We start from the raw sequence: 25,287 nt of genomic DNA, 5'->3' as shown, positions 1-25,287 counted from the left end.
GGTACAGTCCCCGCCGGTGCCTATGAAAAACAGCACGCTTACGCCCGTGTTACTCGGGATCCTGTTGGTGTTTGCCCTGGGCACCCTGGGGCTCACCTACCTCAACGTCCAAACCATCCGGGAGGCCAGATCCCTGCAAGACGTGGCCAACCGCATCAATACCTTGCGCGCCACGCTGGATTCACTGGCCCGGGAAGCGATCGCCTACAGCCAGACCAATCCGGCCATCGATCCCATCCTGATCTCCGTGGGTCTGAAAAACCCCCCGGCCAACCAGGGGTCGGGCAATCGGCCGGGCAGCCGCTAACCGTACACTTTTCAACCTGTCCGTGACCCGGACATCCAAGCCATGAGCGAGAATACTGTCCCCTCCCCAACAACCGGAACCCACCAGCCGAACTCCACAAACGATCTGGCCAGGACGGTGGCCCGGCTACAGGCCCAACTCCAGGCCGCCCTGGTGCTCATGATCATGGTCACCGGCGCCCTCAACCTCTATTTGCTGCGGCAGTACGTCGCCCTGCGGAAAGACGTGCAACTGCTGAAACCCCAGGTCGGGCAGATGATGACCCTTTACGACAAGGCCACGCGGCCCCTGGCCGAGGCATTTCTGAGCCAGTTGGCCGAATTCGCCAGGCAACATCCGGACTTCCAACCCATCCTGGACCGGTACCGCGTGCAGGTAACCCCTGCCACCGGCGCATCGCCCGCCGGCGGCACCACACCCCCAGCCCCGGCCCAACACGGTCAGGGATCAACCCAACCGCAACGCTGAGGGGCTCGGCCAACCGCTGCCCGGCCCGCGACCCGGCGCATCGGCCCCCCGACGCAGCCCCAGACCCGTTGTGGCCCGCATGTCCGCAGGCCACTTTCAACCAGTAGCCGGGGTTCCGCAGCCCCAACGCCGGCACCGGCTGTGCCCACTCTGCCAACCCGTATGTCCATCGGCGCATGGACCCCCAACCGGGCCCTTTCTACAATGCACCCATGAACGGCTTGGATTCGTGGCTCTTCCCGGGCGGTCAGTTCCTCGGCATTCGTTGGAGTGTGTGGAAGCTGATTGGCTACGCGGGCAACGTGATCTTCTTTTCCCGGTTCCTGGTGCAATGGTACGCCACTGAAAAGCTCAAACGGGTGGTGGTGCCGCCGGCCTTCTGGTGGTTGAGTTTGGCGGGGTCTCTGCTCCTCCTGATTTACGCGCTGCGACAGCGGGATTCGGTGTTCATCCTCGCCTACCTGTTCACCTGGATCCCGTACACGCGGAACCTCATCATTCATTACCGCCACCTGGAAGCACACCTGACCTGCAATGGCTGCGGCGAACTTTGCCCGCCACAGTCCCGGTATTGCTTCCATTGCGGCGCCCCACTGCACAAGGACCAGCCGCCGGCTCACCAGCCCAACCGCGCCGCATAAGACGAAGACCGGCCGGCCCGCTTCACGGGGTGACCGGCTGTTGCAGCGATTGCGTCACCCGTTCCAGACGGCGCACCACATCCAGGGCCTGCGCCCGCCGTACCCCGCCCACCTGCAATATGGCCTGCACATCCTCCAGGATCTGACGCGTGCGGTCGGCGGACAAGGTCGCGCTGTTCACCAAGGCATACAGGTCCGTGGCCAACCGGCGCAGCTCGGTTTCCTCCAACACCGCCCCCGGCAGACACCCGGCCAGCGCCTCCACCACATCGTTCAATTGCGTCTCGGCGGGCTTTTGCGGACCACGGGCCGCCGCCTGCAAAGCCCGAACCAGTGCGGCCTTCTTCTCACCGGTCACCGCACCCGAGCCCTTGAGCTGGGTGAGTGCCCCGGCCACCTGCGACACCGCCGCCTGCACCGCCGCTGCAGCGGCCTGAGCGGCAGGCGACGTGCCGTCGGCCGGCGACGCCGCCGGGGCCGCCGGAGTGTTTACCCCCTGGCGGACGTTGCTCTGGTTGACGACTTCCTTGGCGCGTTGCTTGACAATGACGGCCGCGGCGCCCTGGGCCGCAGCCGGCGGCACCCGGAGCATCAACACACCGAGCGTCAGGAAAATGAGCACGGTTTTCATGGCGATCCTCTCCTTTACGAACCGGTTCAGGGTTGAGACGCCGCCCCGGCCGGCACGGTCCTGCCGGCGGTCAGCGGACGGTCCTTGGACCACAAGTGCATGTAGTCCACCAGGATCATCTCCGCCTCGCGCATCACGAAGTCATGAGCCGGAGATGTGCTGTCTTCGCCCGTGGACGAGTCCTCCTCGTCGGCATCCGGGTCAACCGGTTCGCCAATGCGAACCGCGGAGGTGGGCGACACGGCGGCCACCGCGTTGGTCTCCCCACCGGGGTCGGATCCCGCTCCCTCCCGACTGCGGGCGACCGGCTTGGCGGACGAAACAGGTTGCGGCAGTCCGGGTTTGTCCACGTCGGCCAGTGTGATCTCCCACGTCCTGGGTTGTACCTCCTGCCGGGTCAGCCGCTCCTTCTGTCGTGCCTTGCGTCGGGCTTCCATCTCCTCCTTTTCCCGTTTGCGCTCCTCCTCGTTCAGCGAGAGAGTCCGGTCCGCCTGCTGCTTCAGGAACCGTTCGATGTCCTCGCGCACGTAGGCAAAGTCCTGCGACGCCGCCACGCGTGCCTGGGAACGCTTGCGCAACTCCTCCAGATAGGGGGCCACCCAGTTGAGCGGCTCGAACCTGGCGCTCTCAATCGTGTCCCACGGCAACGGGTTGTCCAGCGCGGCCTCGCCGATGTCTTTCGACACGTTCATCACCGAGGGCAACACGATGTCCGGCACCACACCCTTGAGCTGGGTGGACTCGCCGTTGGCCCGGTAAAACTTGCTGATGGTGTACTTGAGCAGACCGGGATCCTGCGTGAGGGTGGCGCTGGGCCGCATGAAGTTCCGCAACAGGCTCGGCGCCTGCACGGTGCCCTTGCCGTGGGTGGAGGCGTCCCCCACCAGCACGGCCCGTCCGTAGTCCTGCAGGGCTGCGGCCACAATCTCGGAAGCCGAGGCACTGAACCGACTGGTCAGCACCACCATGGGCCCGTCCCACAACATGCGCGGGTCCCGATCCTCCTTGATCGTCACCCGACCTTCCCCGTCGCGGACCTGCACCACCGGCCCCTTGGGGATAAAGAAACCCGTGATCCGAATGGCCTCGTCCAATGAGCCACCCCCGTTTCGGCGAAGATCGAGAATCAGGCCCTCCATCCCCTCGGCCTTCAGCTTGCCCAGCAGCCGCGCCACATCCGCAGCGCAACTCCGGTAGTCGGACTGGTCCTCCGACCCCGAGAAATCCATCGTGGAATAAAACGACGGCAGATCAATGATGCCGATCCGCCGCACGGTCCCGTTCTCATCCGGCCATTCCACCAGCCGCGCCTTGGCCGCCTGATCCTCCAGCCGGATCCGGTCGCGCACCAACGTGACCACTTTCCGCACGGACGGATCCGGGGCATCCGCCGGAATCACCAGCAGCCGGACCGTGGTACCCTTCGGCCCCCGAATCAATTGCACCACCTTGTTCAGGTTCATGTCCACCACGTCCACAAACGGGCCGTCCCCCTGCGCCACACCCACAATCCGGTCCTTGGGCTGGAGTTTCTTGCTCCTCTCGGCCGGTCCGCCCGGGATCAACCGCCGAATCGTGCAGTACCCGTCCGGTGCGGTCAGTTCGGCCCCAATCCCCTCCAGCGCCAGGTTCATCCCCATGGCAAAGTTCTCCATCTGTTGTTTACCCAGGTAGTCCGAGTGCGGGTCATACACGTGCGCCAACGCATTCAGAAACACCTGCAGCACGTCCGCATTGTCCCACTCCGAAAACATACGGAGATTGCGCTGGTAACGGCGCCACAGCGTGTTGGTGATTTGTTCCGGCTTTTCCCCGTTGAGCTTCTCCTGGAGGTACTCATAGCGCAGACGCTCCCGCCACAGCTTCCGGGCCTCGGTCATGTCCCGCGGGTACGGCGCCTTCCGGCGGTCCACCTCGATCCGCTCATCCGTATCGAAGCGGAACTCCTCCTTCCGCAACAATTCCTCCACGTAGGTCACCCGCTGCTGAAGCCGTTCGTAAAACCGCTGGAAAATCTCAAAGGCCGGCGTGAGATCGAACCGCCGCAGCACATAGTCGTCCAGCCGATGCCGGTAAAACTCGAATTCGCGCAGGTCCGACTGCAGGAAATGCAGGTGTTGAGGGTCAAACGACTCAAGATACCGGTCCAGAAACCGCGACGAAACCTCGTCGTCCAGACGCTGCCGCGTGTAATGTTGGCCTTCCAGGATCCGGGCCGCCACATAGGCAATGCGGGCATCGGCGGGCGACGGCTTCAACTGGGGCGGCACAATCGGCTTTTCAGCCGCCGATTCCACCACAGTTTCGGGAGCCGCCGCGGCCCAAACCGCAGTCAACCCGCCCGGTCCCCACACCCAGACTGCCCACCCGAGGGCCAGGCCCCCAATCAGCCGCCGCCACAGGACGGCTCCTCGCACTGCATGGTCACCACACATGTTCACTCCACTTCGACCCAACTATAACCCGATTTGTTCAGCGGGAAAGCGGCGAGTTTGGGGAACTTGCGAACCCGGGCCCGCGGCGCTGGACCCGGTCCGGCCCCCCACAGCGAACGCACGGCACACAAGTTCACCCCCCGGGCAACCGGGCTAAAACGGCAAAATTCCAGTCGTGACAGGCTCACCCCACCATGGTAATTATGTAGCAGAGAAAATTAAGTCGGCCCCGGAGTTCCGAACGTGAACGTCCGGTTTCGGAGCAACCAGCCCCGGATCGGCTGTCGCTGCTGACCCATCAGGCCGGCAAGGGCCGAAACCGGCGGTGGCCTCGAGGGTGGAATCCGAAGCCGGGCCGTGCCCGATCGGGAAGCCGGGACCGCGCGGCAAGTACACCGAACCCGATGAAAGCCCAACAAACCTCCGAACAACTGGCACGCACAACCGGACGTCGCTGTGCGTTTACCCTGATCGAGCTGTTGGTTGTCATTGCGATCATCGCGATCCTGGCGGGCATGCTGTTGCCGGCACTGTCCAGTGCCAAAAACCGGGCCCAAAAGATCGTGGACCTGAACAATAACAAGCAAATCCTCACCGCCGCACACCTGTACGTAAACGACAACAATAACTTCATGCCCTCGCCGGGTTGGGGCACCACGCTGCCCTGCTGGGCCTACGGGGCCAACCTGCCACCGGGCAACACCTCGGTGCAAATGTTCCCGGTCGCGCTCTCCAACCAGCTGGTTTACTTCGCCCGTGGCCAGCTTTACGAGTACCTCCGGGACTACAAGGTCATGAAATGCCCGGCCGACAATAAAATCGACAACCTGTACGTCCAGCGAAACATCCTCTTCACCAGCTACGTTTGGAACGGGTCGGTCTGCGGCTACGGAGCCCTGCAGAACCTGCCGCCCAACCGGCCACGCACCTACAAAATCACGGACTTCAAGCCGCATGCGGTGTTAATGTGGGAGACCGACGAGACCACGCCGTTCTACTTCAACGACACCTCCAGCTACCCGGATGAAGGTATCTCCGGCCGGCACGGAAAGGCCGCCACCATCGGCCTGTTCGGCGGTAGTACTGAAACCATCCGGCTCGTGCGCTGGTACAGTTGGGAATTCGCAGGCACGCGTGAAGCCCGCGGGAGCAGCATCCCGGCCACCATGCTCCCCAACCGGGCTTGGAACAACCCGGGTCATCCCCAGGGACGGTTCTAACCATCCACGGATTCAGCCATGAAAGGTTACGTCTTCCATCTAACAGGTGCCACGGCCGTCTTGGCGTTGTGTCTCTTGGTCGGCTGCGGCAAGAAGGAAGAAACCTCGTCCACGCCATCTCCCACCGCTGACGTGAGCCAGGGCGCTACCCAGGACCAGTCAGCCCAGCCCAACCCCGTACCCACGGGGCCCACGGCAGCCGATCTGGCCGCCCAACAGGCCGCCATGGAGCGGTTGCGCCAGGCCGAGCTGGCAGCCAAACAAAGGGATTACGAAAAGGCCGTGGAGGCCATGCTGGCCATTCAGCAGCAACAGCGCATCCTTTCCGAACAGCAGGCCCAGATGTACTACCAGCGGATGCAACAGCTGCAGGCTGACCTGGCCTCCGCCATCGCTGCGGGTGATCCCAGGGCCCGGGCCGCCGCCGAGCGACTCCGCCGGGCTTCCACACCCCGGTAGGGTAACACCGCTGGTGGAATTGCCTGAGGCCAGCCCAAGGGGCTGGTGGCAGGTGCAGTTTCTTTCGTAGCGTCCCCGGTCCGTTGCAGGACCAACTTGCTTGGTTGCCGGTGTCATGTTGCAGCCCCGGTGCGGGTCCTTTGTCGGCTGATCAACTCGGCCGGGGAAGCCGGTGGTGCGAAGATTGCCGTCTAAACAAACCGGCATTCTCTGCAATTCCAGCCCCGGCGGCACTGCCGCTGGAGCGGCGCCACCGCCCCGGTCCTCCATAGCAATCGCCTTGTTTCGCCAGGCCTCCGCACCTACGCTCCCGCCCATACGATGCAGGTAACCAAAATCCACTCGCGAACCCTGGCCTACGGGCTGTTGGTCGCTCTCCTGGTGCTCAACCTGGGAATGGGCGCCCGGATGTACCGCCAGGCGCTGCAGCGGGGAACCGACGACAGCCCCTACCCCCACTTGGAGCTCTTTTCCCGTGTATTGGAGCTGGTCCGGCAGGACTACGCCAACGGCACCAACCTGACCTACCGGAGCCTCGTCCGCGGCGCCCTGGACGGTTTGCTGGCCACGTTGGATGATCCGTACAGCGAATTTCTGGACCCGGACCGGTTCCGGGACCTGCAGGACGACACCGAGGGCGAATTTGGCGGACTGGGCCTGGTGGTGGGAGTCCGTGAAGGCCACCTGACCGTTGTCTCACCCATGGAGGGATCGCCGGGCTTCAAAGCCGGCATCCTGAGTGGCGACCGGATTGTCAAAATTGAAAACGAGTCCACTGAAGGGATGTCCCTTGAAGAAGCTGTGCGGCGACTGCGCGGTCCCCCCGGCACGGAGGTAACCCTGACCCTTTACCGGCCATCCACGGACCGAACCCTCACCCTCACCCTGCGGCGGGCGGTCATTCAGGTGGACATGGTCAAGGACCTCAACAACCGAAAGGAGTTTCCCGTCAACGCCGATGGGATTGGCTATGCCCGGATCACCCAGTTCGGCGAAAAAACAGACCAGGAACTCCGGGCCGCCCTCCGAACCATGAAAAGCCGGCGGCTACGCGGCCTGATCCTGGACCTGCGATGGAATCCCGGTGGGTTGCTCGACCAGGCCGTGGCCGTGAGCGAGGAGTTCCTCGAACCCGGGCAGGTCATCGTCACCACCCGGGGCCGCAACCCCGCTTATGACCAGGAATTTCGTGCAGGCCGACGGGGCGACCGGCTCCAAGGCATCCCCATCGTTGTCCTGGTCAACCGCGGCACGGCCAGCGCGGCCGAAATCGTCGCCGGCTGCCTCCAGGACCACCACCGGGCCGTGCTCATCGGCGAACAAACCTTCGGCAAAGGCAGTGTCCAGAGCGTCATCCCCCTGCCCGGCGGGGCCGCCCTCCGACTCACCACGGCCAAGTACTTCACCCCTTCAGGTCGCCTGATCCACGAGCGAGGCATCACACCCGACGAAGTCGTGCCCCTCACCGAGGAACAGGAGCGTGATCTCCTGCTCTTACGAGCCCCCGGTGGACTGGAAGGGCTGACGGTGGAAGAACAGGAACGGGCCCGGCGCGCCCGGGACCCTCAGCTCGAGCGCGCCCTGGAACGGCTCCGGCAGCAATTGACCCAATCACCCGCGGAGAACCAGACGCGCGCAGCCGCCCCCACGGGCGCCCCTTTCCGAGCCGCATGAATCCCAAAGTCACAGTGACATCGGCCGCCCCGCCCCCCGCACCCGGAACCCGCCCCGGGCGCAAATCCCCGGCATCGGCCCCGGCACCGGAACCGAACTTCCACCCCAAACCCCTCGCGACCACACGATCCCGCTCATGACGGTCCTTGCCATCGAAACCTCATGCGACGAAACCGGCGTCGCCCTGATGGTCAACGGCATCGTCCGCGCCAACGCCGTCGCCTCCCAGGTGCGGCTTCACGCGGAATACGGAGGGGTCGTCCCGGAACTGGCTGCACGCGAACATCTCCGCAATCTCCTGCCCGTGGCACGATCGGCCATTCAAACCGCCGGAGTTGCACCGGAGCAAATTGACCTGGTGGCCGCCACCCGCGGTCCCGGACTGCCCACCGCGCTGCTAATTGGTCTCAAAGCCGCCCAGGCCATGGCCTTTGCCCTGGAACGGCCCTTCTACGGAGTGCACCACCACGAGGCACACCTGTACTCCCCATGGCTCGCTGACGAACCGGCCCGGCTTGACCTGAACCGGTTCGAACCGCACGTGTCCCTCATCGTCAGCGGAGGGCACACGCTGCTGGTCCATGTCGAAGCCCCCCTGCGTCATCGTCTCCTGGGATCCACCCTCGACGACGCCGCCGGTGAATGCTTCGACAAAACCGGCAAGTTGTTGGGCCTGCCCTACCCGGCCGGACCGGTGATTGACCGCATGGCCGAACACGGAAACCCGCGCGCCCACCACTTCCCCCGACCCCTGCTCGAGGAACCCAACGACGACTTCAGTTTCAGCGGACTCAAAACCGCCGTCCGCTACTTTCTCCGCGACAACCCCGGGTTGATCGGGGATGAAACCGCCCTCAGAAACCTCTGCGCCAGCGTGCAGGCAGCCATCGTCGAAGTGCTCGTCGCCAAAACCGTCCGGGCCGCATGTCGGTTGGGGGTCCGACTGGTCACCGCCTCGGGCGGCGTGGCCTGTAACCGTGCCCTGCGCAAGGCACTCCAGGAGGCTTGCGCCGCACACGACCTCAAACTGCGCCTGGCCACCCCGGCCTTTTGCACCGATAACGCCGCGATGGTGGCCGCGCTGGCCCTCTTGCAAGCCCAACACGGACTCCCCCCCACCGGCCCCGACGCGGAAATCCGGCCGGACTGGTCCCTTGACGAAGCCCATGCCTGAGCCGTTGCCGATCTACGAAGTCGAAGCGGAACTGGTGGACCGGCTCCGGCACCATCGCCGGCTCATCCTCTCCGCCCCCACCGGCTCCGGCAAGTCCACCCAGGTTCCCCAAATCCTGCTCCGCCACGGGCTCCTCGGCGAGGGCCAGGCGATCCTCCTCCAGCCACGCCGCTTGGCCGCCCGCCTGCTGGCCGCCCGCGTGGCAGCCGAGCTCGGTTGCCCCCTCGGCCGGGAGGTCGGTTATACCATTCGATTCGACAACACCAGCACTCCGCGCACCCGCATCCGTTACGTGACCGAAGGAATCCTCCTCCGCCAGATGCTCGACGAACCGGACCTGCCCGGCGTAACCGCCCTCATCTTCGACGAGTTCCACGAACGGCATCTCTATGGCGACGTCACCCTGGCCCGGGCCCTCGAACTCCAGGAACAATCGCGGCCGGACCTGTTGATCCTCGTCATGTCCGCCACACTCGATCTGCCGCGGCTCCGGGATTACCTCGGCCAATGGCGCCGTCCCCCGCCGCCACCCTGGTCCCCGGACTGCGCCGTGGTGGAAGCGTCCGGTCGCCTTTACCCGGTCGAAATCCATCATTGGGAAGAACCGCCCCGACGCAACCCGCCGCCCGTATGGGAAAAAGCCGCCGAAGCCTTCGCCCGATACGTGGCCAACGGCGGTCCCGGCGATGTCCTCATCTTCATGCCCGGTGCCTACGAAATCCATCAAACACTCCGTGCCCTGGAACGCCGGCCCGAATCAGCCGGATTTGTCCTGCTGCCGCTCCACGGAGAACTCCCTCCGACGCAGCAGGACGCCGCCCTGCGCCGGTACGACCGCCGCAAGGTGGTCGTCGCCACCAACGTGGCGGAAACCTCTCTCACCATCGACGGCGTCCGACTGGTAATCGACAGCGGCCTGGCCCGCATCCCGCGCTACGACCCTGTCCGCGGCCTGAACACGCTCTGGATCGAGCCGATCAGCCGCGCCTCGGCCGAACAACGAGCCGGCCGCGCCGGCCGTACCGCCCCCGGTATCTGCATCCGGCTCTGGAGCCGGCAGGAACATGCCGCCCGACCCGAACGTGAACTGCCGGAACTGCAACGGCTCGACCTGAGCGAAGTGGTCCTCCTGTTGAAAGCCGCCGGCATCGAAGACCTCACCGGCTTCCGCTGGCTCGATCCCCCCGATCCACGCGCCCTGGCCCGCGCCGAGCAACTTCTCCTGGAACTGGGCGCCCTGGAACCGGTCCCTGACACCCCCGCGGAACCCGAACCGCCCCGAACCCGAATCACCGCGCTCGGTCGCCAAATGCTCGCCTTCCCCGTCCATCCCCGGTACGCCCGGATGTTGCTTGAAGCGGCACGACTGGGTTGTGTGCGCGATGCCTGCCTGGCCGCTGCTCTCACCCAGGGCCGCGAACTGCTCCTGCGGGGCGTGCCCCGGGAAATCCAGGACCTTCGCGAGGACCTGCTGGGCAGCCGGTTCGCCACCGACTTTCACCGCGCCATCCAGGCCTGGGATTACGTCTGTCAGCAAGGGTTCTCACCCGAAGCCTGCGACCGCCTGGGAATCAACCGGCGCACGGCCCTGCAGGTGGCCGACCTGTTCGAACAGTTCCTCCAGATCGCACGACGCCAGGGCTGGAACACCGAAGAGTCGTCCGCGCCTCCGGCCGCCCTGGCGCGCGCAATCCTCAGTGCCTTCCCGGATCACCTGGCCCGCCGGATCGACTCCGGCACCCTGCGGTGCCAGCTCACCGGCGGTCGCAGGGCGGTCCTGGACCCGGAAACAGTCGTGCGGGACAGCCCCCTGCTCGTCGCCGCAGAAATCCGCGAAATCCAAAACAGTAACGGCCAGACCGAAACTGTCCTGTCGCTGGTCTGCCCGGTCGAGCCATGCTGGATCACCGAACTCCACCCGCACGAATTGCAAACAACCACCGAGTGCTTCTTCGATCCCGCAACCCGCCGCGTCGAAGCACGCCAGGAGATCCGGTTCCGTGACCTGACCGTGACACAACGGCGGGTGGACCCGCCCCCGACCGAACAAGCCGCCAGAATCCTGGCCACGGAGATTCTGGCCGGCCGACTCACCCTCCCCTCGTGGACCGATACCGTGGAACAATGGATCGCGCGCCTCAATTTCCTGGCCCGCACCTGCCCGGAACTGCAGCTGCCACCCTTCACCGACCAAGCCCGCCGCAGCGTCACTGAAACCCTCTGCCACGGCGCCTTCACCTACAAGGAAATCAAGGACCGCGACGTGGCACCCCTGGTGCGGGCATGGCTCTCGGCACACCAGCAAACCCTCCTCGAACAGCACGCCCCCGAACGCGTGCGCCTCGCCAACGGACGGACCGTCCGCGTCCGCTACCGCCAGGACGGTCCGCCCCTCATCTCCGTGCGCATCCAGGAACTCTTCGGCGTCACGGAAACCCCACGCGTGGCCATGGGGCGTGTGCCCGTCGTGGTCCAGATCCTCAGCCCGGGCATGAAACCGGTCCAGATCACCCAGGACCTGGCCGGATTTTGGCGCGAACACTACCCTCGCCTCAAACAGGAACTCCAACGCAGGTATCCCAAACACGAATGGCGTTGAACCCTGCATCACCCGGCGCCCTCACACCCGCGCAGGCCGTGAGCGAGCTCTGCCCGCACTGCGGCTTCTGTTGCAATGGCGTGTTGTTCGCCGACGTGCGCATCCCCGATCCGTCCGAAGCCGCCACCCTCCGGAAACTGCACGTCCCCTTGCGCGGTCAGCCCGGTCGTTGGCGACTGCCCCAGCCCTGTCCCTGCTTGAACGGCCAGCTCTGCAGTGTCTACGCACTCAGACCGGAACGCTGTCGCACCTTCAGCTGCGGCCTCCTGCAGCGGCTCATCCAGGGCCGCCTCTCCCCCGACCAGGCCCGCGCCATCGTCCAACGTGCGCGCGCAGCCCTCGCTAAAGTGGAACAGGCCCTGGCCGCCCTCGGCCAAGCCACCGCAAACCGACCCCTTCAAGATCGCGTCACACACGCCCTCGCCCGGCCTTTGGACCTGTCCCGGCCCGGAGTCATCCCTGCCCGGCAGCGTCTGATGCGCGCCATGGAGCAACTCCACCGGATTCTGGCGGTCGAGTTCCTCACGCCGGAGGGCGCAAAAGCCCCCGAACGCCCCGCGCGCCACCCTCAAAAGGAGTGAACCGGCCGCGCAGCCCACGGCCCGCGTTTGCCGATTGCCTTTTGGTCCGCCGTGCGGTACTTGACCGGCCATGCGATTCGTCGCCGGCCTGATCGAAAAACTCCAGCGCCATCCCAAGCGCATCGTGTTCCCGGAAGGCACCGAACCGGCCGTGCTCCAGGCCGCCCGCCAGTTCTATGCCCTCCGGCTCGGCGCACCCATTGTCCTGGGGCCACACGATCAGGTCCGTGCCACCGCACAACAACATGGACTCGCCCTGGACGGTATCCGCGTCCTGGATCCGAGTCGGAGCGAGGAACTCGACGGGTTCGTCACCCGGTACGCCCGGCTCCGGCGCATGCGCGGTCTGCCCGAAACGGACGCCCGCGAAGTCATGCTCCAGCCCAACTACTTCGCCAGCATGATGCTCGCCCTCCATCAGGCCGACGGCATCGTCAGCGGTGCCACCCACACCATGGCCAGCGTCATGCGGGCCCTCCAACAAATCGTGGGCACCGCCCCCCACACGCGCACCGTGGCCGGCTGCACCGTGGTCGAGGTCGGGGATTCACGCTTCGGCGAGGACGGCGTCCTGTTTCTTGCCGACTGCGCCGTCATTCCGGCCCCCACCGTGGAAGAACTCGCCGAAATCGCGGTCTCCACGGCCCGGCTGGCCCGCCACCTCCTCGGCGCCAAGCCCCGCGTGGCCCTGCTGTCCTTTTCCACCAAGGGCAGCGCCGAACATGAGTCCGCCGTGCGGGTCCGCGCCGCCACCGCCCTGGCCCGTCAAAAGGCCCGGGAGCAAAATCTCGAGGCCCTGTTCGAAGGCGAAATCCAGATCGACGTGGCCCTGCTGCCCGAGTTGGGCCGCAGAAAATGTCCCGACCTCGCCCTGACCGCCTCCGCCAACGTACTGATTTTTCCGGAACTGAACTCGGCCCAGATCGCCGCGCGGTTGCTGCATCACGTGGCACGCGCGGAAGCGTACGGACCGGTCCTGCTGGGTCTGGACCGCCCGGCCGCCAACGTGCCGCGGGGCTCGGCCGCCTGGGACATCCTGGGCGCCGCGGCCATCGTGGGCGTGCAGGCCATCCATTTTCCCCTGCTGTACCCGGGCGCCGGCCAGACCCCGCCGGGAGATGCACGACCATGAACCCAAGCCCGATTCCCCTCAACCCGCAGCTGGAACAAATCCCGGTTTACCAACCGGGCCGGCCCATCGAAGAAGTGGCCCGCATCCACGGCCTGGCCCCGGAGTCCATTGTGAAACTGGCCTCCAACGAGAATCCGTTGGGACCCTCGCCCCGGGCACTGCAGGCCCTGCAGGCCGCTTGCGCAACCGTCCACCTGTACCCTGACGGCCACGCCTTTGCCCTCAAAGCCCGCCTCGCCGAGAAACTCGGGTTGACCCCGGAACACCTCATCCTCGGCAACGGCTCCAACGAGGTGCTCGAGCTCGTCGGCCACGCCCTGCTCCGACCCGGCGTGGACGTGGTGGTCTCGCAATACTGCTTCGCCGTCTATCCGCTGGTCACCCGGCTGTTCGGCGCCCGGCTGATCACCGTGCCGGCCCGCAATTTCGCGCATGACCTGGCCGCCATGCGCGCGGCGTTCACACCCCAAACCCGCGTCGTCTTCATCGCCAACCCGAACAATCCCACCGGCACCTGCGCCCCGCCGCAGGAACTCCGACAGTTTGTCGAGAGTGTCCCGCCCGACGTCCTCATCGTCCTGGACGAAGCCTATATCGAGTTCCTGGACCACCCCGCCGACTTTCTCCCAGCGATCCGTGAAGGTCGGTCCCCGAACCTCCTGCTCGTCCGAACCTTCTCCAAAATCTACGGTCTGGCCGGACTGCGGGTCGGCTATGGCATCGGACACCCGCAGGTGGTGGCCGCACTCGAAAAAACACGCGAGCCCTTCAACGTGAACCGGCTGGCCCAGGCAGCCGCCCTGGCAGCCCTGGACGACCACGACCACGTGGAACAAACCCGGGCCATCAACAAGGCCGGCCTCCGCCAGCTCGCCACGGGATTCGAATCGCTCGGCCTGCCCTACATCCCCTCCGAGGCCAACTTCATCCTCGTCCGCGTGGGCAACGCCCACGCCGTGTTCGAGTCCATGCTCCGCCAGGGCGTCATCGTCCGACCCATGGACGGCTATGACCTGCCCGAGTGGATCCGGATCTCAGTGGGCCGGCCGGAGGAGAACGAACGCTGCCTCCGGGCGTTGCAGCTGGCCCTGAACCGCTGACTGCGATGCATGCCGGATGGGGTTAACCGGCAGTGCGGGAGGCCGCCCCAACCAGCTCAAGCGGATCCAACCCACCGGCAATGCCCGCAGCACTGCCCAGGGCCAACCCGCCGCCCGGTTCGGTCGCCCGGCCTCAGCTCAGCCAGAAGCTGAAGTACAGGTACATCCCCAGCACGCACACCAGGATGAAAAGCGCCATGAAGATGTTCCCGGCATCCCAGCTCTTCCGGATCTCCTCGGCTGCTTCCTGGTGAATCGAACCGTAGGTCAACCCGCGCACCTTTTCCTCCGGCGGAGGGGGCGTTAACAACGAAGCCACCACCATGACAATGGCACTGATGGCAAACAACACACCGGTCGCATACAGGAAGTTGAAATCCCCGATCGCCGCCAGCCAGGCCGGTTCCTGGAACTGCTTCTCCTTTCCAAAGAAGACCTGGATCGTCAGCTTCAGCATCCCCAGCACAAAGCCCGTGGCGAGGGCCCAGGTCGCCCCCACACTGTTCAGCCGTTTCCAGAACAGCCCGAGGAAGAACACCGCGGTGATGGGCGGGGCCAAATACCCCTGCACACTCTGCAGATACTGGTACAACCCACCGCCCGAAACCTTCGCCATCACCGGTATCCAGATGATCCCCAGGATCACCACGGTCGCCGTGGCAATCCGGCCCACCATCAACAGGTGCTGCTCGGATTGCCCGGGACGGATCTTCTCGTAAATATCCACGGTGAACAAAGAGGCGCTGGAATTAAACAGCGACGCCAGCGAACTCATCAACGCCGCCAACAAACAGGCCACAATCAGACCCCGAATCCCCGGCGGCAACAACAACCGCACCAGCGAGGGAAACACCTGGTCACCGTCAATGGGCGCCACCACCTCGCCGTTCACAATCTTGGGCGGCAGCTGGATGATCCCCTTCTGGTGCAAAGCCCAGCCGATCATGCCCGGGATCAGGAAGATCAACACCGGCCACAACTTCAGCACGCCGCCAAACAACGCACCCCGGCGGGCCGTCGGCAGGTCCTTCGCCGACAACACACGCTGCACGATGTACTGGTCCGTGCACCAGTACCACAACCCGATGATGGGCGAGGCAATCACCACGCCAAGCCAGGGGAAATCCGGATCGCTCAACGGCCGCCACAGGGCAAACTGGTCGGCATTGGTCTTGCACGTGGCCACCAGCTCATCCCACCCACCCAGCTTGCTCAGCCCGATGGCCGTAATGACAAACGAACCGAACAAAATGATCACCGCCTGCGGCGTGGCCGTGTTCATGATCGCCCGCATCCCCCCAAACACGGTGTAAATCCCGGTGATGATGACCGTGCTGAACGCCCCCACCCAGAAAGCGTTCTGCGGACTGCCAAACGTGTCCGGCAACAACGCCTGAAACACCACCGCCCCCGCATACACCGTCACGCTCACCTTGGTGAATACATAGGCCACCAGCGACACACACGACAGAATCCAGCGGGTCCGCGGACTGAACCGCTTCTCCAAAAACTCCGGAATCGTGGCCACCCGCGACTTGTAGTAGAAGGGCACAAACAACCCCGCCAACACGATCAAACACCACGCGTGCAATTCCCAATGCGCCATGGCCATGCCGGTGGACGCACCCTGCCCCGCCAACCCCACAATATGCTCCGACCCGATGTTCGACGTGAAAATCGACGCGCCGATCACCACCCAACCGGCATTCCGACCCGCCAGAAAGTAATCCGTCGTATCCCGCTGGTGTCGCCCGTACCACCACGCAATCCACGCAATCAACACGAAGTACAGCGCAATGACGATCCAGTCGATCCAATGCATGGCAGGTTCTCCACTGCAGGGTTCATCCGGCACCGACAGGCCCCGGCCCACACGGCCGGACCCGGCCCGTCATCGAAGGAAGTCCGGCATCCCGAAGGAAAGCCCGCGCCCTGCCGGGTCGTTCCCACCCGGCCCCGGAGCCGACTCCGACCACTCGGAACGCCATTTCTAAGCTTTCCACAGTAATCGGCGGCTAGTTCAACCCGCAGCCGCGCCACTGTCAATCCCGAAAGCACCGGCCCTCCGTTGGCCGACACAAACCGCCGGGCCCCGCGCCGCCCCGCACGTGCCAGGGCCCGCACCCGCCCCCGGTCCTCAAAGCAATACCCCCACCATGCACGCCGTCACATAGGTGGCCAGCACACCCCCCACCATCGCCCTCAACCCCAGCCGCGCCATGTCACCCCTGCGTTCCGGCGCCAACGACCCGATCCCGCCCACCTGGATCGCGATGCTGGTGAAATTGGCAAACCCGCACAGGGCATAGGTCGTCAACACAAAGCCTCGCTCGCTCAGGACCGTGTCCGGATGCGTCAGCGTGGCGTAACCAATGAACTCATTCAGCACAATCCGTTCCCCCAGAATCCGGCCCACGGTCACACAATCCGCCGCCGGCACGCCCAGCAACCATGCAAACGGCGCGTTGAGCCAGCCCAGCAAATCCTGCAGCGTGACCGGGTCCGACACACCCAGCCACCGCTGGGGACCGGCCAGCAGACCATTCGCCAGCGCCACCACCGCCACAAACGCAATCAACATCGCCAGCACATTCAGGGACAACCGTAGCCCCTCTCCCGCACCCTGACAGAGGGCCTCCAGGCTGTTCACCGTCGTCCGCGGCGGGTCCTTGAGCTGTCCGCCCGCGGTCTCACTGACCTCGGTCTCGGGCAACAGAATCTTGGACATGAACAGCGCCGCCGGCGCATTCATGACCGAGGCGGTCAACAGGTGACCCGCCATCTCCGGGTGCCCGGCCTCCGCACCCATCCGCGCATACACCGCCGCCACCCCGCCCGCAATCGTGGCCATCCCCCCGGTCATCAGACACAACAGTTCGCTCCGCGTCATGCCCGGAATGTAGGGCCGCACCAACAGCGGCGCTTCCGTCTGTCCCATGAACACGTTCGCCGCCGCCGACAACGTTTCAGCCCCGCTGGTGCCCATCAACCAGCGCATCACCCAGGCCATCGCGCGCACCACCCGCTGCAACACACCCCAGTGATACAACAGCGCCGACAAACTCGACACCAGGATGATCGTCCCCGTCACCAAAATGGCAAACACAAGCCCACGCCCCTGAAACACGTGGTTCATCAGTGCGGCATCCGCCAGCGGACCAAACACGAAGCGACTCCCCTCGTCCGCAAACGCCGTCAGCGCCCGGATCGCACGACCGGCCGCCTCAAACACCGCCTGCCCGCCCGCCGTCTTCAACAACAACAGCGCCAGCCCAAACTGCAGCGCCAACCCCCAACCCACCGTCCGCCAGGGAAACCGGCGCCGGTCCGCCGAAACGGACCACGCCAGCAGTACCATGGTCACCAACCCCAACAGGCTCACCACCCGGAGTTCCATGCACGCCACCTTAACCACCGCAATCCCTCAGGTCGAGGCGGCCACACCCCGTCCACGCCGGACGCCCCGCAACCGCCCGTTACGCATTCGTCCCGCCCGGCCCGGATGGCTGCGCCGGCTGCGTTCGTTCCATCCCCCGCCGTTCCACCTCCGCCCACACAAACCGAAAGGCCCGCGCAAACACCCCGGGTTGCTGGCGAATCCACCGGGAAATCGCACCGGGATCAAACCACGCGCCGTCCTCGATCTCCTCGGCTGGCCAGACAAACGGACCCTCGTGCCGGAGACGGTAAACCCACACAAATTCCTGGTCGGTCTCCGGACAGGCCGGCAGCTTGAACCAGCGCTCCGGCGGCGGGGCGGGTCTCACCCCCAATTCCTCCTCCAACTCCCGCACCGCCGCCATGTCATACTCCTCCCCGGCGTCCACGTGACCGGAAGCGGATGAATCCCACATGCCGGGCTCCCGATCCTTCCTTTGCGAACGCTTTTGCAGGAAGACCTGTCCCCTGGTGTTGAACACCAGCACATGCACCGCCCGGTGACGCAGCCCCCGACCATGCACCTCCTCGCGCGGCGCACGGCCGATCACCTCATCCCGTTCGTTCACCACATCAAACCACTCGGTCGCATTCATGTCTCCAACACGCGGGCCAGGGCCACGTACTGCTCCATCGAGACCGCCTCGCCCCGGACCTCCCGCGAAAGCCCCACACGCTCAAAGGCCTCCCGCAGCTTCGCCTCCGGCCAGTCGGCTCGAAGCAGCTTGAACATCTGCTTGCGCCGTTGCGAAAAGGCCCGTCGAACCAGCTTCAGAAAGACCGGTCGCAGCTCCGCCGGCACACCGGGGCGACGCTCCAACAACACACACGCCGACTCCACCTTCGGCACCGGATAAAAACACGTCGCCGGAATGCGAAACCGCTGCCCCGGTTCATACGTCTGCCGGATCAGCAAGGTCAACAACCCATACGCAGGTTCCCCCGCATCCGCCACAATCCGATCCGCCACCTCTGCCTGGACCGTGACCACCAACCGCACCGGCGGCCGTTCCAACCCGGCCAGCTCCACCAACAACGGCGACGCCACGGAATAGGGCAGGTTCGATACCACCCGCCACTCCCCCAGATCCGGCTTCTCCTCCCGCAGAAAATCCAGGGCATCCACCACCCGCACCTCCAGCCGCGGATCCCCGCCCAGCCGTTCCTCCAACAACCGCGCCAGACGCACGTCCTTTTCAAGTGCCAACACCCGCGCACCCGCACGTAACAGCCGCTCGGTCAGGGGCCCCAGCCCGGGCCCGATCTCCAACACGCGCATCCCCTCCTGCAACTCCGCCACGGCCACCATCCGATCCAACTGGTGCGCATCATGCATGAAATGCTGGCCCAGCCGGCGGCTCAATCGAATCCCCTCCGACTCCAGCAGGCTCCGCATCTCGGATGGTTTCATGCGTGATCCGGACGTTCGCGCGTCGTGGCCCGGGCGGCCTCGTCCAGGCATTCTCCCAGCGCACGGACGGCACGTTCCAACCCCGCCCGACTCACCGTCAGCGGCGGCGTGAAGGCCACTACGTTGGCGTCGGCCCCTTCCGGAAGCAACAAAAAGCCCCGAACCAACATCCGCTTCAATGCGTCCAGGACCACGGCCGTCGCAGGGCCGCCGTCGCTCCGGCGCACCTCCAATCCCACCATCAAACCCAGGCCGCGCACCTCATACTCCAGCCCGGGCGCAGGACGCAACCCGCGAAGCCGCTCCATCAACCACGCACCCATCCCCGCCGCACGACCCGCCAGGTCGCGCCGCTCCAGTTCCCGAATCTGTTCCAGCGCCATCCGGCAACCCACCGGATGCCCCTGAAACGTGCTCGTATGAAGGGCCTCCCCTGCAGAAGGCGGCCAGGCCGATTCCATCACGTCCGAGCGCCCCACACAAGCCGACAGCGGAAACCCGCCCGTCAGGGCCTTTCCCAGGCAAATCACGTCCGGCACCACCCCGAAATGTTCACACGCAAACCACCGGCCCGTCCGACCAAACCCCGTGAAGATCTCGTCCAGGATCAACAATGCCCCGTGCCGATCACACCACGCACGCAACCACGGCAAAAACGACGCCGGCGGAACCCGAATCCCGCCCCGACCCTGCACGGGCTCCACGAGCACGGCCCCGATCGCACGCCGCCGCTGCAACCGGGACAGGCACCGTTCCACCCGCCCCAGATCCTCCTCACGCCCGGGAAACGGCGCAAAACAACCAAACCGACGCAGCTGGGATTCAAAAGGTCGCCAGAACAACTCCCGATGCGTCACGTTCAGTGCCCCGTACCCCAGACCGTGATACCCCCCCTCAAACGCCACCACCCACGGTCGCCCCGTGGCCCGCTGCGCCGTCTTCAGCGCAATCTCCACCGCCTCAAACCCCGTGCAACCCAGGACGGCACGCCCCCGCAACCGCCGCCCGCCGCCCTGCCCGGTCCAACGCTCAAACGTGATCCGACTCAACTGCTCCAAAAGCTCCACCTTCCCCACATGCGGATGCACGTCCCCCATCCCGTGCAACAACGACCGCAGTTGAGCCCGGATCGCCCGCACCAACGCCGGGCTCCGGTGCCCGGCCATGGCCACCCCGAAACCAGCCGTCAAATCCACATACCTCCGCCCCTCCACATCCCACACCCACTCCCCCCGCGCCGACACCCAAACAATCGGCCAACCACCGTCCGCATCCACAAACGTCACATTCGGCGCCTCGTACTCCCGCAGGCGCTCCAACCAACCCCGGTTGCCCATCGTCATCCCGCGCTCCGATTCCATCGGCTCCATTCCCCTCGCATTTCTCCCTTTCCGCCGCACGGCCCGGCCGAGGTCCCGGCCACACGTCACACCCCGCGCTGGTCCGGTGGCCAGATCCATTTGTGCAACTGCGTCTGAAACCGCACCGGTAGAGCATCCGCCAAAATCCGTTCCACCAGCTCCCGCGGTGTCAACCGACGCTGCCCGGGCGGCACCGGTTTGAGCGCCGGATCCTGTTGCGCCGGCGTCAGCGGGTGCACCCACGAAACCAGCACCGGGCAAACCCGGTCCAAACGCCGCGTCAGGATCTGGTCGCGCGCCCACTCATAATCCTCCACGGTCCCGATCACAAACTTCAGTTCATCCGTCGGACGCAGCGCCTCAAGGTTGTCCCACCGGTTTCGTTCCACTTCCCCGCTGCTGGGACACTTGACGTCCACAATCCGCCGCACGCGCGGGTCCACCGGCCGGATGTCCAAGGCCCCGCTGGTCTCCAGCAAAACGGTGTACCCGGCATCACACAACGCCCGCATCAACGGCAGCACCGCCGGCTGCGCCAGCGGTTCACCGCCGGTCACCTCCACCAACGGCAGCCGCACCGCAACCCCGTCTGGCGCCGGCACACGCAGATCCGCTTCCCGAAACGGCCGCGCCCGCTGCGCCACCTCCTCCATCACCGCCCCCAGAGCCATCCGGCGACCCTCCCGAAACGCATAGGCGGTGTCGCAATACGAACATCGCAGCGGACAACCGGTCAATCGCACAAACACGCACGGCAACCCCGTCCAGCTGCTCTCGCCCTGGACACTGTAAAAAATCTCGTTCACCACCAAGGTGTCGTCCGACATCGCCGCCCACTCTTTCCCAACCCCGCGCGGTTGACAATGGCGAAACCGGGCCCGCCGCGGGCCTCCGCGCCCATCCCGGCCATTAGCCCCCTTGAACCCGACCTTTCTGCCTCTAAATTGATTGGGTGATCGTACCTTGCGAAGTACCGGTGATGACCCTGCCGGCGGCGACCCTCTTTCCCCAGTCGCTGCTGCCCCTTTACGTCTTCGAGCCCCGCCACCGCCGCATGTTGATCGACGTCCTCGAGTCCCACCGAATGCTGGTCGTGGCCATGCAAAAGCCCAGCTGCCAGCGCGAAACACCCCACGAGGTCGCCGGCCTGGGCCTTGTCCGAATGGCCGTCCAACATTCCGACGGCACCGCCCACGTCGTCCTTCAGGGCCTCATCCGCGTCAGCCTCACCCCGGCCCTCCGATATAAACCTTACCGCGTCCACCGCATCACCCCCCTCTGCACCATCCCCGCCCCTCCGAACCACTGTCAGCCACTCCTCCAGGAACTCCGAGACCTTGTCCAGCGCCGCATCGAACTCGGTCTTCCCTTTCCCCCACCCCCCACACTCATGGACGCCGAAAACGTCGTCTCCCTGGTCCCCTGCCCCGACGCCATGGCCGCCATCCTTCGAGACACCCTGGACTTGAAAGATCCCGACGTTGTGGCAGATCTCATTAGCGCGATCCTCGTCGGGCCCGCCACAGTGCGGCAACAACTGCTGGAGTGCGTCCGCACAAGCGATCGCCTGGCACTGCTGGTCGCACACCTCAAAACCGAGCTGGCCCGACACGGGGATCCGTCTCCGGGCAGCCCATGAACCGCGACACCGAACCCGTCCGACAGCCCGCCGACGAATTCTCCGCCGGCGAACAATCCGTGTTGTTCGCCCGCCTCGTGCTCCAACTGGCCGACCTGGCCCGGGTCACAATGGGCCGCGTCCCCAACCCCGCCACCGGCCAGACCACACGCGACCTTGACGCCGCCCGCATGTTCATCGATCAACTGGCCGTGCTCGAACTCAAAACCCGCGGCAACCTGACCCCCGAGGAAACCCGCCTCCTTCGCGACACCTTGATGAACCTCCGCCTGGCTTTCGTCGACGCCGTCGAAGAAGCCGACCGGAACGCCACCCCCCAAACCAACCCCCCAGATCAGCAGACCGACAAGCCCCAAACACCCACGGACTCGTCAACCACCACGGCCGACAACCAAACCGCCGAGACCACCTCAAACGCCGAGCCCGCCGATTCCGGATCGCGCCGCCGCTTCTTCAAAAAGTACGACGTCTGAGCGAACTCGCCCACGCCCCCCCTCACCCAAACCCGCAGCCGCCAGCCGAATCTTCAAACCCGCCCGCGGAGACGCCCCACCCACACTCCAGCCCAATATACACAGCTCTGCACCGCCTCCGCGCTTGCCGGCTACCCGCTCCTCCGCCTACTGTCTCCCCGCCGGATCGCGGCGCGCCCAAGGGACCCACGCACCCAACCCGCGCCGCAAGCACCCCGGCACCCCTGACCCATGCAGGAATCGGCACAACCGCCACACACCGACTGGGACGCCGACGCCGTCTGCCGGCAGATCGCTGCCCTTTGCCCGCCGCTGGAGCCGGAGGCTGTCCCCCTCCACCAGGCATTGGGTCGCCGCCTCCGTCAAAGCATTACCGCACCCGAAGACCTGCCCCCGTTCGACCGGTCCGCCATGGACGGTTTCGCCATCCGCCGGGATGACCCCGCGTCGCGGTGGGTCGTGGTGGACCGACTCCGCGCCGGTGACTGGCGACCACGAACCCTCCAACCCGGCCAGGCCGTCGCCATCGCCACCGGCGCAGCCCTCCCCTGCGCCGGATTGCAGGTCATACCCCGCGAATTCGTCCACGACCTCGGCAACATCATCGAAATCCGGGAACGTCCCCCCCTGGATTACATCCGCCGGCGCGGCGAAGACGCCCGCGCAGGCGACGAGTTGGTCCCGCACGGCGTCATCCTGCAGCCGGGCACTCTGGCCCTCCTGGCCAGCCTGGGCCACACACGCCCACAAGTCACCCGTCGCCCCACCGTCTGGCACCTGACCACGGGCAGCGAACTGGTGGACCCCGCCGAAACGCCCGGCCCCGGCCAAATCCGCGATTCCAACTCCATCCTCGTCCAAACCTTCTGCGCCAACCGTGGCCTCCAAATCCGCCAGTGGCGCCTGCCCGAGGAGGAACCTGTCGTGGCCCGGATCCTCGAACCCGCCCGCCGCGGCGATGTCCTCGTGGACCTCCTCCTCATCTCCGGCGGAGCCAGCGTCGGTCCCCACGATTTCACCCGGAACCTGCTCGAACAATGCGGCTACGAAGTCGTGATCGCGCGCGTGCGTGCCCGACCCGGTCGGCCGTTGATCGTGGCACGGCGCGGACGATCCCTGGCCATCGGCCTTCCCGGCAACCCCCTGGCCCATTGGGTCTGCCTGCACATCTACGTCGATTGCGCCCTGCGGGCCTGGGAGGGCGCACCGTCCCCAACCCCACCCTGGAAGACGGGCCTGCTCACACGTACCTTGGATGCGGCCCCCGACCGCTTCGAAACCTTCTGGCCCGCACGCTGGTGCCTCAACCCCGAAGGTCGGGCCCTGCTGGAACCGCTCCCATGGCGGAGTTCGGGCGACCTCACCGCCCTGGCCACCGCCAACGCCATCCTCCGCCTGCCACCTCAAACAGGCCCCCTCACCCCCTCAGCCCCGGTTTCATTCCTCCCCTTAAACCTGCAACCATGAAAAAGGATCCCGCACCGCAAACCAAACCCGCCCGACCCGGCCCGACGCAACTGTCCCACGTGGACGAAACCGGCCGGGCCCGCATGGTCAACGTCTCGGACAAACCCCACCAACGGCGGCGGGCCGTCGCCACCGGCGTGCTCCTCTGTCAGCCTGCCACCCTCCGCGCCCTCCGCAAAAACGCCCTGCCCAAGGGCGACGTCCTCACCGTGGCCCAAATCGCCGGCATCCATGCCGCCAAACGCACCGCCGACCTCATCCCGCTCTGTCACCCGTTGGCCCTCACGCACGTGGCCGTCGAGTTCCGGGTCCGCCGCGACCGCATCGAGATCACCTGCACTGCAGAAACCACCGGGCCCACCGGCGTGGAAATGGAAGCCCTCACCGGCGTCAGCGTCGCCGCGCTCACCCTCTACGACATGTGCAAGGCCGTGGACCGCACCATGCGCATCGACCAAATCCGCCTCCTCGAGAAAACCAAGGCATGAAACCCGAACCCGCCAACCAACCAACCGCCTGGCACCTCCTGCAGACACGGCCCCTGCGCGTCGGCCGCCTGACCGTCAGCGACCGCGCCAGCGCCGGCCTCTACGAAGACCGCAGCGGCCCGGAAATCGAACGGATCGTGCGCCAGTCCCTCCAATTGACCTGCGAATTCCTCACCGCAGTGGTCCCCGACGACGTGGACCGTATCCGCACCCGCATCCAAACCTGGGCCGACCAGGACGGATGCGACCTCATCCTCACCACCGGCGGCACCGGCATCACCCCCCGCGATGTTACACCGGAAGCCACCCGTCCCCTCCTCGAAAAGGAACTGCCCGGATTCGGTGAAGCCATGCGCCTCCACAGTCTCCCACGCGTGCCCACCGCCATCCTCTCCCGCGCCACGGCCGGCATCCGCGGCCGCTGCCTCATCATCAACCTGCCCGGCAAACCCTCCGCCATCGCCGAGTGCCTGGACATCCTCCGCATGGCCATCCTCGAGGCCCTGGCCCACCTCCGCGGACTCGACCCGCATGACACCCGGCCTGCAACCTGACCCGCCCCACCCGCCCCAACCGGCCAGCCAACCAA

General features: G+C 65.7%; 24 protein-coding genes. 16 read left to right on the top strand and 8 right to left on the bottom strand.

The window, feature by feature from the left end:
- Positions 1 to 22: 22 nt before the first annotated feature.
- The 3 genes from G4L39_RS12780 (at position 23) to G4L39_RS12770 (ending at position 1,416) form a co-directional block, all read left to right on the top strand.
- Positions 23 to 307, top strand: coding sequence for a hypothetical protein (locus G4L39_RS12780; RefSeq protein ID WP_165108671.1), 285 nt, complete (start codon positions 23 to 25; stop codon positions 305 to 307).
- A gap of 42 nt (positions 308 to 349) precedes the next feature.
- Positions 350 to 775: a hypothetical protein gene (locus G4L39_RS12775; RefSeq protein ID WP_165108669.1), complete on the top strand. Its 426-nt coding sequence runs from the start codon at positions 350 to 352 to the stop codon at positions 773 to 775.
- A 212-nt stretch (positions 776 to 987) separates the two neighbouring features.
- Positions 988 to 1,416: a lipid-A-disaccharide synthase N-terminal domain-containing protein gene (locus tag G4L39_RS12770; RefSeq protein WP_165108667.1), complete on the top strand. Its 429-nt coding sequence runs from the start codon at positions 988 to 990 to the stop codon at positions 1,414 to 1,416.
- Positions 1,417 to 1,438: 22 nt separating this feature from the next.
- Here the strand turns inward: G4L39_RS12770 and G4L39_RS12765 are convergent, their stop codons facing one another.
- Positions 1,439 to 2,047, bottom strand: coding sequence for a hypothetical protein (locus G4L39_RS12765; RefSeq protein ID WP_165108665.1), 609 nt, complete (start codon positions 2,045 to 2,047; stop codon positions 1,439 to 1,441).
- Between the two features lie 26 nt (positions 2,048 to 2,073).
- Positions 2,074 to 4,482 carry a carboxy terminal-processing peptidase gene (locus tag G4L39_RS12760; protein WP_165108663.1) on the bottom strand — a complete coding sequence of 803 codons (2,409 nt, stop codon included), beginning with the start codon at positions 4,480 to 4,482 and terminating at the stop codon, positions 2,074 to 2,076.
- Positions 4,483 to 4,886: 404 nt separating this feature from the next.
- Here G4L39_RS12760 and G4L39_RS12755 point away from each other — a divergent pair, with 404 nt between their 5' ends.
- From G4L39_RS12755 to hisC, 8 genes are all read left to right on the top strand, one after another.
- On the top strand, positions 4,887 to 5,702 hold the full coding sequence (locus G4L39_RS12755) for a type II secretion system protein (RefSeq protein ID WP_165108661.1): 816 nt from the start codon (positions 4,887 to 4,889) through the stop codon (positions 5,700 to 5,702).
- Between the two features lie 18 nt (positions 5,703 to 5,720).
- Positions 5,721 to 6,161 (top strand): hypothetical protein, encoded by a 441-nt coding sequence (locus tag G4L39_RS12750; RefSeq protein ID WP_165108659.1) that lies wholly within the window; start codon positions 5,721 to 5,723, stop codon positions 6,159 to 6,161.
- A gap of 321 nt (positions 6,162 to 6,482) precedes the next feature.
- A complete protein-coding gene (locus G4L39_RS12745) occupies positions 6,483 to 7,835 on the top strand; it encodes a S41 family peptidase (protein WP_165108657.1) in 1,353 nt (450 codons plus the stop codon).
- A gap of 136 nt (positions 7,836 to 7,971) precedes the next feature.
- Positions 7,972 to 9,009, top strand: coding sequence for a tRNA (adenosine(37)-N6)-threonylcarbamoyltransferase complex transferase subunit TsaD (tsaD, locus tag G4L39_RS12740; RefSeq protein WP_165108655.1), 1,038 nt, complete (start codon positions 7,972 to 7,974; stop codon positions 9,007 to 9,009).
- Complete coding sequence (hrpB, locus tag G4L39_RS12735; protein WP_165108653.1) at positions 9,002 to 11,608, top strand: ATP-dependent helicase HrpB; 2,607 nt, start codon at positions 9,002 to 9,004, stop codon at positions 11,606 to 11,608. The genes tsaD and hrpB overlap by 8 nt, the downstream gene beginning before the upstream one ends.
- Positions 11,605 to 12,189: a YkgJ family cysteine cluster protein gene (locus tag G4L39_RS12730; protein WP_165108651.1), complete on the top strand. Its 585-nt coding sequence runs from the start codon at positions 11,605 to 11,607 to the stop codon at positions 12,187 to 12,189. Before hrpB ends, G4L39_RS12730 begins: the two co-directional genes overlap by 4 nt.
- 70 nt (positions 12,190 to 12,259) lie before the next feature.
- The gene (locus G4L39_RS12725; protein WP_165108648.1) at positions 12,260 to 13,321 is read left to right on the top strand and encodes a phosphate acyltransferase; all 1,062 of its coding nucleotides are present in this window, start codon (positions 12,260 to 12,262) and stop codon (positions 13,319 to 13,321) included.
- Entirely contained in the window at positions 13,318 to 14,421 is a 1,104-nt protein-coding gene (gene hisC / locus G4L39_RS12720) for a histidinol-phosphate transaminase (protein WP_165108646.1), read from the top strand. The genes G4L39_RS12725 and hisC overlap by 4 nt, the downstream gene beginning before the upstream one ends.
- Before the next feature lie 133 nt (positions 14,422 to 14,554).
- On the opposite strand, the gene G4L39_RS12715 is transcribed toward hisC, so the two are convergent.
- The 6 genes from G4L39_RS12715 to G4L39_RS12690 form a co-directional block, all read right to left on the bottom strand.
- Positions 14,555 to 16,243 (bottom strand): sodium:solute symporter, encoded by a 1,689-nt coding sequence (locus G4L39_RS12715; protein ID WP_165108643.1) that lies wholly within the window; start codon positions 16,241 to 16,243, stop codon positions 14,555 to 14,557.
- 315 nt (positions 16,244 to 16,558) lie between these two features.
- A complete protein-coding gene (locus G4L39_RS12710) occupies positions 16,559 to 17,818 on the bottom strand; it encodes a NupC/NupG family nucleoside CNT transporter (RefSeq protein ID WP_165108641.1) in 1,260 nt (419 codons plus the stop codon).
- Between the two features lie 79 nt (positions 17,819 to 17,897).
- Positions 17,898 to 18,455, bottom strand: a complete 558-nt coding sequence (locus tag G4L39_RS12705) for an NUDIX hydrolase (RefSeq protein WP_165108639.1) — start codon at positions 18,453 to 18,455, stop codon at positions 17,898 to 17,900.
- Positions 18,452 to 19,270: a 16S rRNA (adenine(1518)-N(6)/adenine(1519)-N(6))-dimethyltransferase RsmA gene (gene rsmA, locus G4L39_RS12700; RefSeq protein ID WP_165108637.1), complete on the bottom strand. Its 819-nt coding sequence runs from the start codon at positions 19,268 to 19,270 to the stop codon at positions 18,452 to 18,454. The genes G4L39_RS12705 and rsmA overlap by 4 nt, the downstream gene beginning before the upstream one ends.
- Entirely contained in the window at positions 19,267 to 20,631 is a 1,365-nt protein-coding gene (locus G4L39_RS12695) for an aspartate aminotransferase family protein (RefSeq protein ID WP_205881000.1), read from the bottom strand. The genes rsmA and G4L39_RS12695 overlap by 4 nt, the downstream gene beginning before the upstream one ends.
- A gap of 65 nt (positions 20,632 to 20,696) precedes the next feature.
- Complete coding sequence (locus tag G4L39_RS12690) at positions 20,697 to 21,458, bottom strand: 7-carboxy-7-deazaguanine synthase QueE (protein WP_165108633.1); 762 nt, start codon at positions 21,456 to 21,458, stop codon at positions 20,697 to 20,699.
- A 125-nt stretch (positions 21,459 to 21,583) separates the two neighbouring features.
- Between G4L39_RS12690 and G4L39_RS12685 the strand changes: the two genes are divergently transcribed.
- The 5 genes from G4L39_RS12685 to mog all read left to right on the top strand — a co-directional run bounded on the left by G4L39_RS12685 (position 21,584) and on the right by mog (position 25,252).
- Complete coding sequence (locus tag G4L39_RS12685) at positions 21,584 to 22,270, top strand: LON peptidase substrate-binding domain-containing protein (protein ID WP_165108631.1); 687 nt, start codon at positions 21,584 to 21,586, stop codon at positions 22,268 to 22,270.
- Positions 22,267 to 22,743, top strand: a complete 477-nt coding sequence (locus tag G4L39_RS12680; protein ID WP_165108629.1) for a DUF1844 domain-containing protein — start codon at positions 22,267 to 22,269, stop codon at positions 22,741 to 22,743. The genes G4L39_RS12685 and G4L39_RS12680 overlap by 4 nt, the downstream gene beginning before the upstream one ends.
- 231 nt (positions 22,744 to 22,974) lie before the next feature.
- Positions 22,975 to 24,210 carry a molybdopterin molybdotransferase MoeA gene (locus G4L39_RS12675; RefSeq protein WP_165108627.1) on the top strand — a complete coding sequence of 412 codons (1,236 nt, stop codon included), beginning with the start codon at positions 22,975 to 22,977 and terminating at the stop codon, positions 24,208 to 24,210.
- Entirely contained in the window at positions 24,207 to 24,698 is a 492-nt protein-coding gene (gene moaC, locus G4L39_RS12670; protein ID WP_165108625.1) for a cyclic pyranopterin monophosphate synthase MoaC, read from the top strand. The genes G4L39_RS12675 and moaC overlap by 4 nt, the downstream gene beginning before the upstream one ends.
- On the top strand, positions 24,695 to 25,252 hold the full coding sequence (gene mog, locus G4L39_RS12665) for a molybdopterin adenylyltransferase (protein WP_240893992.1): 558 nt from the start codon (positions 24,695 to 24,697) through the stop codon (positions 25,250 to 25,252). Before moaC ends, mog begins: the two co-directional genes overlap by 4 nt.
- The last annotated feature ends 35 nt before the right edge of the window (positions 25,253 to 25,287 follow it).

The organism is Limisphaera ngatamarikiensis (assembly GCF_011044775.1).
In the GTDB taxonomy this organism is placed as follows: Bacteria; Verrucomicrobiota; Verrucomicrobiia; order Limisphaerales; family Limisphaeraceae; genus Limisphaera; species Limisphaera ngatamarikiensis.
The sequence above is the reverse complement of the archived record's forward strand: the minus strand, read 5'-3'. Positions and strand labels throughout refer to the sequence as shown.

Excerpts from the sequence above, each read along its gene's own strand:
- G4L39_RS12760 (WP_165108663.1), bottom strand. The coding sequence starts at position 4,482 with ATGTGTGGTGACCATGCAGTGCGAGGAGCCGTCCTGTGGCGGCGGCTG.
- G4L39_RS12695 (WP_205881000.1), bottom strand. The coding sequence starts at position 20,631 with ATGGAATCGGAGCGCGGGATGACGATGGGCAACCGGGGTTGGTTGGAG.
- tsaD (WP_165108655.1), top strand. The coding sequence starts at position 7,972 with ATGACGGTCCTTGCCATCGAAACCTCATGCGACGAAACCGGCGTCGCC.
- G4L39_RS12755 (WP_165108661.1), top strand. The coding sequence starts at position 4,887 with ATGAAAGCCCAACAAACCTCCGAACAACTGGCACGCACAACCGGACGT.
- rsmA (WP_165108637.1), bottom strand. The coding sequence starts at position 19,270 with ATGAAACCATCCGAGATGCGGAGCCTGCTGGAGTCGGAGGGGATTCGA.
- G4L39_RS12675 (WP_165108627.1), top strand. The coding sequence starts at position 22,975 with ATGCAGGAATCGGCACAACCGCCACACACCGACTGGGACGCCGACGCC.
- moaC (WP_165108625.1), top strand. The coding sequence starts at position 24,207 with ATGAAAAAGGATCCCGCACCGCAAACCAAACCCGCCCGACCCGGCCCG.
- G4L39_RS12680 (WP_165108629.1), top strand. The coding sequence starts at position 22,267 with ATGAACCGCGACACCGAACCCGTCCGACAGCCCGCCGACGAATTCTCC.
- G4L39_RS12715 (WP_165108643.1), bottom strand. The coding sequence starts at position 16,243 with ATGCATTGGATCGACTGGATCGTCATTGCGCTGTACTTCGTGTTGATT.
- G4L39_RS12775 (WP_165108669.1), top strand. The coding sequence starts at position 350 with ATGAGCGAGAATACTGTCCCCTCCCCAACAACCGGAACCCACCAGCCG.
- G4L39_RS12690 (WP_165108633.1), bottom strand. The coding sequence starts at position 21,458 with ATGTCGGACGACACCTTGGTGGTGAACGAGATTTTTTACAGTGTCCAG.
- mog (WP_240893992.1), top strand. The coding sequence starts at position 24,695 with ATGAAACCCGAACCCGCCAACCAACCAACCGCCTGGCACCTCCTGCAG.
- G4L39_RS12745 (WP_165108657.1), top strand. The coding sequence starts at position 6,483 with ATGCAGGTAACCAAAATCCACTCGCGAACCCTGGCCTACGGGCTGTTG.
- hisC (WP_165108646.1), top strand. The coding sequence starts at position 13,318 with ATGAACCCAAGCCCGATTCCCCTCAACCCGCAGCTGGAACAAATCCCG.
- G4L39_RS12770 (WP_165108667.1), top strand. The coding sequence starts at position 988 with ATGAACGGCTTGGATTCGTGGCTCTTCCCGGGCGGTCAGTTCCTCGGC.
- G4L39_RS12780 (WP_165108671.1), top strand. The coding sequence starts at position 23 with ATGAAAAACAGCACGCTTACGCCCGTGTTACTCGGGATCCTGTTGGTG.
- hrpB (WP_165108653.1), top strand. The coding sequence starts at position 9,002 with ATGCCTGAGCCGTTGCCGATCTACGAAGTCGAAGCGGAACTGGTGGAC.
- G4L39_RS12750 (WP_165108659.1), top strand. The coding sequence starts at position 5,721 with ATGAAAGGTTACGTCTTCCATCTAACAGGTGCCACGGCCGTCTTGGCG.
- G4L39_RS12710 (WP_165108641.1), bottom strand. The coding sequence starts at position 17,818 with ATGGAACTCCGGGTGGTGAGCCTGTTGGGGTTGGTGACCATGGTACTG.
- G4L39_RS12725 (WP_165108648.1), top strand. The coding sequence starts at position 12,260 with ATGCGATTCGTCGCCGGCCTGATCGAAAAACTCCAGCGCCATCCCAAG.
- G4L39_RS12705 (WP_165108639.1), bottom strand. The coding sequence starts at position 18,455 with ATGAATGCGACCGAGTGGTTTGATGTGGTGAACGAACGGGATGAGGTG.
- G4L39_RS12765 (WP_165108665.1), bottom strand. The coding sequence starts at position 2,047 with ATGAAAACCGTGCTCATTTTCCTGACGCTCGGTGTGTTGATGCTCCGG.